Source organism: Paenibacillus sp. FSL R10-2199 (genome assembly GCF_038000235.1).
Taxonomy (GTDB): Bacteria; Bacillota; Bacilli; order Paenibacillales; family Paenibacillaceae; genus Paenibacillus_AQ; species Paenibacillus_AQ phytohabitans.
Genome location: NZ_JBBOBO010000001.1, coordinates 3,370,514 through 3,382,981 on the forward strand (window position 1 = coordinate 3,370,514; position 12,468 = coordinate 3,382,981).

Sequence of the window (12,468 nt, forward strand, 5' to 3'; positions counted from 1 at the left end):
AACGATTATATTTCAAAAATGAAAAAAATGTATACCGTTGATCCAGGTGTGGTGGATGATTTGAACTGGTTCTTAGTCCTGGCTGGTGCTGCAGGGACGATACTATGTGTGCTCGCCCTAGCGTACTGGCTGATTCGTTTTTTTGCGTTCCTGTTAGCGGCCAGCCGTGGGGCAAAGAGCCTGAAGGATACAACCTTCTGGAAGCGGATGGCGGTAGCGCTGGGGCTGATTCTGTTATTCATGACCGGCTCGGTATTTACCCTGCTGTCACAGTTCTATGATTATATGGCGATTTGGGGGCGGGGAGGTTGAGACAACGAATTCGGGTAGTGGCCGTTCTGCTGCTACTGTTGCTGGGTTTCACGAACACTCTGTTGACCGTAACGGTACAGGCATCACCCAGTCAGGTCGTAGCTTCAAAACAAGCGGATGTGAAGATCGCCTCTGCTTTGCCCATACCGACCACGGTACCATCCAGTTCAGAGGAACCTGCTGAGCGGGAGACCAGCTGGTACATTCCCGGCTGGGTAGACGATATGATTCAAAAGGTCGATGAGATGATCCAGTCGTTCAAGGATCTCATGTCCGGCAAGCTGATCAAGGATGCGATTGAAGGACTCATCGTCCTGCTTGTGGACGAGCTCATGTCCCCGCTCTATGATGCTTTTGCCAAAAGCTACTTGTTCACGCCACAAATAGCAGAGATCGCTATGGTTCAGTCAGGCTGGTCGCTCTTTATGATCATTGGCCTGGTGATGCTATTTATCGGGATTTCATGGTTAACCTTCAAAATCATTCAAGGCAAAAAGGACCTGGGCAGTTTGCTTAAGGTCTTTTTAGTTTGCTTTGTTGCCACGTATTTCTCACTCACCGCGCTGAATATCGCCAATGTCGGCATCAACTGGATCGCCAGCAAAATGTTCGAGGGGATTATCGGCACCAGTGGTATTGCCTATGAAGGCTTAGAGGGGCAGCAGATTCTAAAAGCGATGATTGTCGGCTCAGATGGAATAACAGATGCCGCGTATGCCGCCCAAACTCTCGGTGAGCTGACCGTGTCCACCAGCGGCGGAATCTTTAATCTGCTCAGTTATTTGTTACTGGTTGTATTGCCCCTTTATGTGGTTGCCGTACTTAAGACACTGGTACTCATCTTTATGGCAATGTTGGTCAATCTATGGATTACTCAATCGGCCTATACCGGAAAAATGGAGACGCTGCTCGGGTTTGCCAATCTCTATCTGCGGACACTACTGGTCGGCCTGATCTGCGGTTTGCATTGGGCGATTTTCGTGAAAATGCAGACGGATTACGGCGAGGGTGAAGGATTTTGTGCTGCTTTAGGCATACCGCCCATCATCTTTGCGATTCTCAGTGCGCTGGCATTACTCGTGTTCTTCTTCTTTTTCTGGCTGAAGCCACTGATAAAAGCCGTGCAGCATCCGGTGACACTTAACGGAGCACAGGTACTCGATTCCGTGGGGAAATGGGGAGAACGGACGTCAACATCTCTGGATTCCATGGGCAAGCGGATGGGGTCGGAAGGCGTACAGAAGAAGGCGCTGAGCATGCAGGAAGCCAGTAAACGGATGCAGCAAGCGGCAGATCGGATGCGTACCCAGCGCAGCGTAGGCAAAGACAAGCTGGTCTCGACACTTAGCGGCGGGCTGTCTGAATCGGTGCAGGGCATCGCCTATCATGAGCCGGAGGAATGGCTCCAAGAGGGCGGTCAGATCCATGTGGAGGCTTCGCATGAGCTCGCGCTGGGTGAGTCGGAAATCAAATCTTCGGCGCTGAATATCTCTGAGGTACTGGGAGACGAGGGGTTCCGCAGTGTCTCCTTGCTGAAGGCCCCTGTGGCCCAGCGTAAACAGCTGACCAAGAAGCTTAGTACCCTGAAGAAGGAATACCAGGAAGATGTCCAGTGGGATGAGGATACCGGTGAATTGATTCTGGCTGGGCCTACCCTGGATATGCTGCCACAACTGGAGCAGGAAGGATTCGATGTCTCTGCGGTACGAGAGGGCATGTACAAGGATGGAGCGTTCGTGGATCTGAATGGTACATCACAGATATCACTACTCACCGACTCCAAAAAGGCGGAACACGCGGCAGAACAGGTTAAAGAAGCCTTATCGCTCTACACACAGGCGAAGTTGCCTCGGGGTAAGGCTGCATCGGCCTACCATGCGCTGCAGGAACGAGCCGATGAATACCCATGGGTCAAGGAGCTGCTGCTGGAGCAGGGCGTGTTATGGTTGCCGGATGATCACCTGGATGAGGCTACTGAAGTACTGGAGGGGATGCTCACCCAAACGACCCGGAAGATCCGGATCAACTTCCCGCGTCACTCCCGGTTTGCGGCCAGCATGATCGCGGATTGGGAACGTACCGGTACGTCGGAGGAGCTGGCGGAAATGCTGGAACTGGCTAATGATGAATCTCATGCCTTTATTCCCGAAGAACATTTTAGCGAATTCCAAAAAGCGTATGACAGCTACCGAAAAGACCGGATTCCCTACTGGCGCGCGAAGGATGGCGCTGTCTATGTCATTAAAGACCGCGTGCCGGTCAATTATGGACAACCTCCATTGGATGGACTGGATATGGGCAGCTTTGAACAACTGCAGAAGGAAATGCTGCATCGGCATGAGCAGCAGCGGAACAAGGTGAATCAGCAGGCGAGCACATCGAAAGCTCAAAATGTCGGAAAAGTGAAAGACAAAGGGCAGGTGAAGTAAATGGATCAGGAACAGCAGGAACGGGAAGAGGAACTGCTGCGTGCAAGCTTTATGGGCGATATTCGCGAGGATGTACAGTTCTTAGGATTGACGCTAAGAGACATTGGCTGGATTGTAGGAACCACGCTCGTGATCGGGGGCTTTCCCTTTTTGCTTCCGTTCCCGGTATTGTTCAAAATGACGTGGATCGTAGCCATCTTCATGATGAGCACGCTGGGGCAATGGCTCAAGTGGCCGTATCGTCTGAAGCGCTACATCCATGATGCACAGCAAAAGAAGGAAGGAGCCGGGGAAGACCTCGGTTCCTTTCTTGGCGTGGAGGAAGATGGCTGGCTCTACCGCAGCGGGAAAACCTTGCATGTGGTGTCTTCGTTATCAGCATCCCCGTGGAAAACGGCGGTGTATGCACAGAAACGGACACGGATCGGCGGGTTTGAACAGTTTCTGCGTGCCATGGTGCAGGAAGGTTTCTCGGCACAAATCTCAGCAGAGCAGATCCCGGATGTCCGACTGGAGCTGTGGAATCAGAAACGAAACTATCCGGCGAAGAGTCCAGGTATTCAGGCCATGAAACTGAATCGCATCGAGATGTGGGGGCGGCTGGCCAGAGACGGAAAGGCGCTGCGCAGTGAATATACGCTGACCCTCTCGACCTCGGAATCGAAAATCAAGATCAGGGAACGAGCCGATGAACCAGCAGATCTGAATCCGGAAGCGCTGAAACGTTTCCGCCTTCTGAGTGAGCTGCAGGAGAAAAAGGATCGTGTGCTCCATACGCTCACTTCGCATGGTGGGCATAGCACATCGTTATTATCCGGATTTTCACTGCCGGAGATTGTGGGACGGTGGTGGGACCGGACCGCATGGGAGGCTTGGAAGATGAATGGAGACATATGGGCTGAACCCAGCCCATATGAAGTGTCCGAAGACTCGGACCCGTTAAATGAGCAGGAGACAGAGCAGAATGTACTGGAAGCGCAAGGCCAAGAACCAGATGAAAAGCGTTCGTTATTCAGTCCATCGCTAGTCAAGTTCATTCATGATGATCCTCCGGTGGAAGAGCAATCGGGGGATGAAGCCATGCCTGACATCAAGGAGGGAAAGATCCCCGCACCATTGGTGATTGAGGATGTAGTCACAGGGTCGTCCTGGCGTAGCGCGCTGCAGTTCGGGAAATGGCCTTTAGCCCGATGGCTACAAAGCGGTAAACATGGGATTTCCTTTCTTCGAACAACCTGGAGTACAAGGCTTCTCCCTTGGCTTGGCAGCTTGATACGGAATTGCCGTGCGGGCTGGAAGAAGGTTAGAAACCGAAAGGTTGAACCTCCAGCAGCCAAGCTAGAGTACACGCCGGATAAGCTAACGGAAGAAGGCATTCTACTGCCAAAGCCTCCAATATACGGAGCCAATCGGCTTCAAGGGATTCTATTACTGACCTCACCCTTACCCAGCGGCAAGTCTTTTCTGGCTGCGAATCTTGGGGTGGCGGCAAGTCTATCCGGTACTACCGTGAGCATCGTGGATCTTTCGCCGGATCAGGGGACCCGTACGGTGCTGAATCCGCAGCAGCAACCTTCGGAACTGAACGCCTGGGATAGCTGGTCCGGGAAAGCAGCAGACTGGCAGCTGTTTACCCCCACACGTTATCCCACCTTGCGTGAAGTGGAGCAGCTGCTTCAGTGCCGGGCAGCGGAAGACGGGCTGGTCATTGCCGAGATTCCCTGGAACTATCCTGAACGGGAGGCGCTGCTGCAGCGATATCGTTCCATCGCAGTGCTTGATTGTGATTACCACCATTGGCTGCGCTTCGTTGAAGCAGCCCCGCGCTGGGAAGGCGAGTTTTGGCTGAACCAGAGTACCCCGGATATGGCTCCCCGTATGGCCTCCCTGCTCAAGGAACAGTATCAGCAGACGTATACAGCAGTCTATCCGTACTGTTCATCGGCTGCCTACAGCTTGTATCAGGGCCGGCCTTTGGCGCTTGATCCCGACAAACGCAGCTTACTGAACGTACATGGAAATAGAGAGGAGAGCACCCATGAGCCTGCTCAAACATACGAAGCGGTTAGTTAAACAGTGGAAGAAGCAGCCCCGGCAACTGGTGGTGAACATGGTGGACGGTAAGGATGGGAAGACCGGCCATTATGTGCGGGTGCTCATGGTCCAGGAGTATCCGCCGGAGATCATCGCCGGGTATCTGGATCAGCTGGATAGCATTGTTACCCATGCCGGAGCCACCTTACGCAAGACGATCCGGTATGCGCAAAGCGATATTAAGTTCAACACCCGAATGAAGTACAAGCTGAACCGGCTAACGGCCAGTATTAATGATCAGAGTGAAACCGATCCGGCGCGGAATGCAGAAATTGCTGCGAAAGAGACCATTTTAGCCTTGCGGGATTCCACGTTGTCCAGTGATCACAAGCTGGTCGAAGTGCAGACCTTCTTAACAATATCCGCACCGAAGCTGCATCAGATTGAGGCGGCAGAGGCCGGGCTAAAGCTATGGTTCGATAACATGTCAGGGAAGCTCAGTGAACTGAAGCGTGAGCAGCAAGAAGCGATGCGGCAAACGGCACCGGCCTTTGACCCCTACAGTGATCACAGTGAATTTTTCAACAAGACCCATTATGGGCGGGTTACGACAGATTCGGTCGCTGCACGTACCTACCCCATGACCCGAGGTTCGTTCTCGGATAGTGAAGGACTGTATTTTGGTCGCCGGACTGAGGACGGCGGCTTTTGTTTTGTGAATCTATGTGATCCGGATGATCCCCGGGCGCAGAACGTGACCGTGTTCGGCAAGACCGGCGAAGGCAAAAGCTACTTTCTGAAGGCGCTGGTGGTCTCCTTGCTGGAAGAGGGCGTGCATGTATTTGTCTTTGACCTGGACGGCGAGTGGCGGGAGCTTTGTGCATATGTGGGCGGCGTGTATATTGACCACACCACCGAAGAAGGACGCTATTTTGAACCGTTGACGATCATGCCTGCGATCACCGAGATCGATGAGGAATGTGCGCAGTATAATCGCTCCCGGTACAAGATGGCTGAGAAAAGCGGCGTGCGCACCTTCTCGCTGCTCGGGGAGAATTTAACACGACCGGAAATCTTTGAAGTGGGCGAAGCCATTCGTAGAGTCTACCATGCTGCAGGGATCGAGAAGAAGCAGCCGGAAACCTGGAATGCACCTACCGGTCCGAAGCCGACGATTCGTGCGGTATTTCGGGAAATTGAAGAGGCGGCTCACAGCAATGCCGATGCTAAAAGCCTGTATGACAAAATCAAAATCTATTTCATCGGGATCTACGATGATATTTTTCAAATCGAAGAGGCCTCCAGCATTGATCACAAAGCACCGCTGGTTGTCTACCGGGTGGGCTCCGGCGAGGAGGACGAGTCCAAGAAGGATGAATCGGCGAAGCAAGCACAGATCAAAATGTCGATGGCCTTTGAACAGGTCAATGCCAACATTCATCTACTCAAAATTGCCGGTGCTGACTTTTCTGCCGTTTTGGTGGACGAAGGGCAGCGGCAGCTGCAAAATCCGGAGCTGCGCAGTTATGTCTTCACTTGGTACACGGCGATTCGCAAGCAGAATGGCATGATGATTCTGGCAGGCAATTCTCCGGCTATTATGCTGGATACCGCAGCTGGGGTAGGCATGTGGGAGAACACCAGCGTGCGCGTGTACTTTTACATGGAGCAATCCGCAGTACGTTTACTCTCCTCCCACGCAGATCTACCACCTGAGATTCAAGAACTCATTACTCAGAATGAAGGCATGCAGCGCTACATCTTAGAGAACCACAAACGCTACGATGAACTGATTATGCATGTCCCTCCGGAAGAACATGTCCTGTACAAAACGCGGGGACTGAAAACCGCAGGATAGAGGAGGGGAACAGGTGGAAGTTGTTAAAAAGGCCAAAGAGATGAAGAAAATTATCGGGCTGCTCTCGGCGCTGAGCTCCCCGGGAATCGGTTTGGTGCTGATTTTTCTTGGACTAGCAGCACTGGTGGTGTTGTTTGTCTTCATGCCGTTCATGATATTTTCGGATACCGACAGCTATAAGCCACAAACAACAGGCCAGTATGCCTGGATGGCTCCCGTGCAGCTGGACGTAGACGGAACGGCATATGTCTGGCCGGTGCCGACCCTTGACCGGGTCTCTTCCCCATTTGCGCTACGCGATCTGTTTGGCACCACCCGAATGCACAAGGGGATTGATATTGCCAACGGTGCCGCGAACACCGAGCTACAGGCGGTCTATGCGATGGCTGCGGGAACGGTGACGCTGGCTGGAGCCGCCAGTGGTTATGGTCAGGCGATTATGATCGATCATGGCAATGGGCTAGTGACCACCTACGGACATCTTTCTACTCAGATGAACGTATCGGTGGGGGATGTGGTGAGCAAAGGACAGTTGATCGGAGCCATTGGACAAGGCATTGTCGGGCGGTCTACCGGACCGCATTTACATTTTCAAGTGGAATTGAACGGGGTGCCGGTTGATCCATTGGCGTATGTCTTTGCTCCAGGTACAGAGATGCCTAATCTGCCAAGAGAGCTGGGATATCAGTCTTTAAATATTGAAGTGGTGCTGCAGTTTCTGGAGAAGCGAAAATCAGCGCTGGCGGATCGCAGCCTGCTGCAGATGATTGATGACGCGGGGCGAACCAAAAATGTCTCCCCCTATCTGCTGATTGCCATTACCGGCCAAGAGCAGTCGTTTGTGCCGAGAAACAATAACCATGCCTCGGAAATTATCCGTAATCCGTGGAATGTATTTGGCTGCTGGTGCAAGGGGAAAGGTGCGCAGCTCTCGACCGGTGAGTCCGCGCAGATTGCGGCGAATACGATCATTAAGCTGTCTCAGGATCTTCCGGTCGGAAGAGATCCGATCCAGTGGTTGTCGGCTAAAGATAATCCGCGTGGTTACTATGCAGCAGATAACGGATGGTGGATCGGGGTATCCAAGTACTTCAAATTGTTAGTCGCGGGGAGTGGTTGAAATGAATTTAACAGTTGTCATTATCGCAATACTGCTGTGGGTGTTTTACAAGAAAGGCAGCAATGGCTTACCAACCTGGCTCGTCAAAGCGTTGGGCGTATTTTTGGTGATCATGCTGCTGCGCAATCTGAATGAAGCCTATCACTTTGTATTTGACGAATCGGATGCGTGGTGGCCTCTGGTGAAAGAAAATGCGGCGCGTTTTAATCAGCAATTAAGGGATCTAATCCAAATGATGATGAAAGGAAGTTGAGACCACAGTGAGCACTCCAGATCCACCGCGAAAGGAATCTTTTGGACAATTCGTGAATCGCCTGACCGTCCTGGCTGCGCTGGGAAGTGTAATCGTATTGTTTCTGGAGCCAGCGCCAGAACTAAGCCTATTGGCACAATTGGTACTCCGGTATGCCGTCACGTTGTGGCTGGGCATTGTGGGCATACCCCATATTGCGCGAGTGGCTTGGAAGCATCGGAAACGAATGTGGCCATGGCTTATCCAGTTGCGGCAAAAGATTCGAAACCGGGAATGGAGAACGGGGCCATCGTCAGTAGATATTTCGCTGAGTAAGCTGCCGAATGCCGGTGGTGTGGAATCTATGCCTTCAGCACCTGAGCGGGGAGAACCTGATCATAGGTCGGTTGTGCTTGCAAGCGAACAGAGTGTTCAATCGGGACCCTATGCGCTATTCCCGCCGAATCCACGGCCTTATTCTTCTTCTACGTTATCGGCAGAGCAGGCATCGGAGCTCATCTTCAATACAGTCCAGTTGGCAGGACTGAAAATGGAGGAACCGCCAGAAATTCTGTCCATCGATGCGGGGCCAACGCTACAAACCATTTCCTTTCGATTACCGGCCCGGCTGCAGCTCAGTGACCTGGTGAAGAAGAGGGATGATCTGGCGAACCATATCGGGCATGACCGGAGTTTCGCGGTGACCTCATCCCCGTTTTCAAGTGCAGCAGCCTTTATATTACCTCATACTGAACGGGCATTTGTATATATGAGTGACATGGCACAGGACTTGAAGGTGTTTGCTCAAACAGCTCAACTGCCTATGGTGTTCGGGAAGGATATGGAGGGCAAACCGATTCTCGTGGACTTAGCCAAATTACCGCATTTACTTGTGGCAGGGGCTACCGGCTCCGGAAAATCTGTTTTTATTAATGGGTTGCTAACATCATTAGCTTCTACACGTTCACCGCAGCAAGTCCAGTTTCTGCTCATCGATCCCAAAATGGTTGAGTTTACGATGTATACCGGTTTGCCACATCTGATCTCCCCGCCAGTCACTGATCCGAAACGGGCAGCACTGACGCTCAAGAAGCTTGTGGTGGAGATGGAAAAGCGCTATAAGCGTTTTGCGGAAGCCGGTGTACGGAACTTGTTGCAGTACAACCGGAATCATCTGCAGGATCAGATGCCGTATATCGTCACGGTAATTGATGAATATGCCGACCTGATGGTCATTGCCCGTGCGGATGTGGAGGAAACCGTACAGCGGCTGACCCAAATGGGACGAGCTGCGGGTCTCCATCTGATCTTGGGGACTCAGCGTCCCAGTGTGGATGTTGTGACTGGCGTGATTAAATCGAATCTGCCGTCCCGGGTCGCTTTTCATTTGCTGAGTGTCTATGATTTCAAAACCGTCATGGACACAGGTGGGCCGCATTTGCTCGGGGGCGGGGATGGAATCGGCATGCTGAATGGTGGCGGACAGAAGAGATTCCAGTCGGCAGCAATAAGTGCAGATGATGATGAGACTACCCGGTATATTGAGGAGTTGAAGCGTCATTGGCGGAATGAAATGCGGCTACAAAAAGTAGAGCCGGAAACAAAGGTGGACGAAGATTCTTCTTTGCTTAGTGAAATAGCCGATGAGGAAGTCAACGAGCCAATCGTTGGTAAGGATGAACCGGACGGACCGACATCGATAAGTGTGGCTTCATTAGCGGAGTGGACGGATCTTGAAGAAGAGGAAGTGAAGCCTATCCAGGGGAGAATGTACGATCAGGTCATTCGGTTGGCGCGGGAGCATAACGGTGTGTCCGGGAGGCTATTGCAACATGCCCTGAACATTGATTATGTGACGGCAGCCACCTATGTGGAGCGACTCAGCAAAGAAGGAAGGGTCGCAACTGAATATGATCCGGAAACGGGGTTGAAGCCTTGGCTGGCAGATACCCGGGAGAGTGATGAAGAATTGCTGCGTCGAGTTCAGCGAATGATTTGTGAGACGAGATCCACCCGCTCCACTGATATTCAGCATGCCCTTGGGATTCGCAAGGAAAAGGTGTTACAACTGATGAGCCAATTGGTGAAGATAGATTTTTTGTATCCTCCGACAAGCACCAAGGGGGGATATACACTGGTCTGGGATGAAGATCAGATTCAACGCTTTGTATTCAATGAAGAGGCATAAGCTCTGTTAAATAGATTTCTAGTTCCCGGTTCTGGTTCCCGTCTTTCAAAGTCGAAAACCCACGTGGTTGTGGGCTTTTCCTTTGCGGGAAATAGCTTTGCCAACCGGGAACTAGAACGGCAACTAGAAGATTCAATCCGACTTTAATCAAAGCGGCTGTGAGTAGCTATTTTAATTGAATAATTAGAGTTTTCAGTATGGCATCGACACGACCAACTTAATTGAGTAGCTCTACTAATAATGGTTTTTTATTGTTGCTTTTTCTCTAATCCAAGCAAAGTATAATTCAAATCTTTTTTGAAAAGTCGTTCACAAAAAGTTAATCTAATGAAAAATATTTTTCGACAAATTTCCCTATTACTGGAATGCAGGGATCATGTATATTATTTAAAACTAATACAGAGAAGGGAAAGGTATAGTGAGTTTATATTAAGGGTGTTTCAAATTATTTAAGTTGTTATATTGATCTTGATGAGGAGAAGTGAATAGCTTGAAAAGAATAATCTATGCTCTTATCAGTATGCTTCTTTTATTTAGTTTATTCAATTGGATTCCTTCAGTTAAAGCGTCTGATGAAACTCCGATGGGGATTGCCGGTTCCTTTGTTTATGAAGATGATAACGTTTATGAAAATGATAATTCTGACGTTACAACTGGAATACCAGCTTTATTAGAAATGCAAGTTGTATATAGACCAATTGCTGGAAAGAAGACAATGGATTTAGGTGTAAGAGTCATGTCCTTTACTTCAGCACCTGTATATATCGATTGTACAGTGACACTTTTATACGCTACTACTCCTAACGGTCCATGGCTGGCGAAGAAACCTATTACGGTTTCGCCTAAAGTATTTGTAGGAGCTTTTAAAACAGTTAAACTTAAGCTTGATAGGACATATTTTTATAAATTTAGATTAAAAACGAACTATAGATTCAAGGGTTCAACCGATTCTAGTAGCACGGGAGAAGCTCCGGAGACAGCGTTAATCAATAGAATGGGGAGAGTGTACCCGAGTCAAATAGATCCGGGGACAGGCGTATTAATACCAGCTCCTAATACTACCCTTCTTCCTAAATCGCCAAAAACAACTCAAGATGCAACAAGAAAGAACTTTGATAATAGCGTGAAAAAGTCATATCGAACTTGGTGGGAAACTACATATAATCAGGGAGAGCCACCGAACTACACTAATGTTTTTGGCGGAATGTTCAATTCGCTAAAGAAACCATGGGATGGATACGAGATTCACCATATCACTCCGATTGAGTTCGGAGGAACAAATGTATATTCTAATCTGGTGCCCTTACCTAAATCATACCATACACAATATACTACTTGGTGGGCAGGATATTATGGAGTGAATAAATAATGAAAAGATGTTACATCAATTTACAAGGTGAAATACTTAGTCTGAATAACTATGAAATGGCTGATCGATTTTATGAAGATTTTGCACTTATAAAGAGATCAGAAGGTTTTAATCACATTGATCAAAATTTTCGTGAATTTCCACGGTATTACAAATGGTTGACAAGATACTTTCATGGATTTTCAGCATTTGAATCCTATGATGGGGAAAAAGGATTTTTGGATACATCCCATAACAGCATCATTATATTTCAATTTGAGGGGTTCTCTAGATTTTCAGCAGATGGAGTTGCTGCATTTTCAAGAAATGGGCTCTATGGCTTAATAAATACTAATGGACAAATAGTTTTAGAGCCAAAGTACGCTCGAATTGATCCCTTTTCTGAAGGGTTAGCTGTTGTGCAAATGGAAGATTTTAAGCATGGATTCTTAAATACAAATGGAGATGTAGCGATTGCTCCTGCTTGGGATCTAGCTTTGCCATTTTCTAATGGAGTTGCTACTGTAACGCAAAATAATAAATTTGGAGGTATTAACACTTCTGGAATCACCATTATTGAACCAATATATAGTAACTTAGGCCTTTGCTACGAGGATAGAATTTCTTTTGCGAAAGGTAGAAAACAAGGGTTTCTTAATACAAAAGGCGACATAGTTATCCCTCCTCAGTTTGATGAAGTTGATTATTTTAATCAGGGACTTGCTCCAGTAAAGGTTAAGAAAAAATGGGGATTCCTTAAGTCCAACGGGGATATTTTTATTGAACCTGAATTTGATGTTGCTACTAGGTTTGTAAATGGATTTAGTCGAATAGTTTATAAAGGTCAACTTGGACTAATATCAACTGAAGGGAAAACTTATTTCTTTCCTAAATACTTAAACATTGATTATCCTTACAAAGGAATAATATCAGCAATTAAAGAATAG

The 12,468-nt window shown here is 49.0% G+C and carries 9 protein-coding genes; all 9 read left to right on the top strand.

Annotated features, from left to right (window positions below; translation table 11 throughout):
* The first annotated feature begins 18 nt into the window (after window positions 1–18).
* Entirely contained in the window at window positions 19–312 is a 294-nt protein-coding gene (locus NYE33_RS14595) for a hypothetical protein (protein WP_341066308.1), read from the top strand.
* Window positions 309–2,741 (top strand): hypothetical protein, encoded by a 2,433-nt coding sequence (locus tag NYE33_RS14600; RefSeq protein ID WP_341066310.1) that lies wholly within the window; start codon window positions 309–311, stop codon window positions 2,739–2,741. Before NYE33_RS14595 ends, NYE33_RS14600 begins: the two co-directional genes overlap by 4 nt.
* Window positions 2,742–4,814, top strand: a complete 2,073-nt coding sequence (locus NYE33_RS14605) for a hypothetical protein (RefSeq protein WP_341066312.1) — start codon at window positions 2,742–2,744, stop codon at window positions 4,812–4,814.
* Complete coding sequence (locus NYE33_RS14610) at window positions 4,780–6,633, top strand: VirB4 family type IV secretion system protein (protein WP_341066313.1); 1,854 nt, start codon at window positions 4,780–4,782, stop codon at window positions 6,631–6,633. The genes NYE33_RS14605 and NYE33_RS14610 overlap by 35 nt, the downstream gene beginning before the upstream one ends.
* Window positions 6,634–6,646: 13 nt before the next feature.
* Window positions 6,647–7,753, top strand: coding sequence for a M23 family metallopeptidase (locus tag NYE33_RS14615; protein ID WP_341066314.1), 1,107 nt, complete (start codon window positions 6,647–6,649; stop codon window positions 7,751–7,753).
* Between the two features lies 1 nt (window position 7,754).
* Entirely contained in the window at window positions 7,755–8,006 is a 252-nt protein-coding gene (locus NYE33_RS14620; protein ID WP_341066315.1) for a hypothetical protein, read from the top strand.
* 7 nt (window positions 8,007–8,013) lie between these two features.
* Window positions 8,014–10,173 (top strand): FtsK/SpoIIIE domain-containing protein, encoded by a 2,160-nt coding sequence (locus tag NYE33_RS14625; protein WP_341066317.1) that lies wholly within the window; start codon window positions 8,014–8,016, stop codon window positions 10,171–10,173.
* Window positions 10,174–10,663: 490 nt separating this feature from the next.
* Window positions 10,664–11,542 carry an HNH endonuclease signature motif containing protein gene (locus NYE33_RS14630; RefSeq protein WP_341066319.1) on the top strand — a complete coding sequence of 293 codons (879 nt, stop codon included), beginning with the start codon at window positions 10,664–10,666 and terminating at the stop codon, window positions 11,540–11,542.
* On the top strand, window positions 11,542–12,468 hold the full coding sequence (locus tag NYE33_RS14635) for a WG repeat-containing protein (RefSeq protein ID WP_341066320.1): 927 nt from the start codon (window positions 11,542–11,544) through the stop codon (window positions 12,466–12,468). The genes NYE33_RS14630 and NYE33_RS14635 overlap by 1 nt, the downstream gene beginning before the upstream one ends.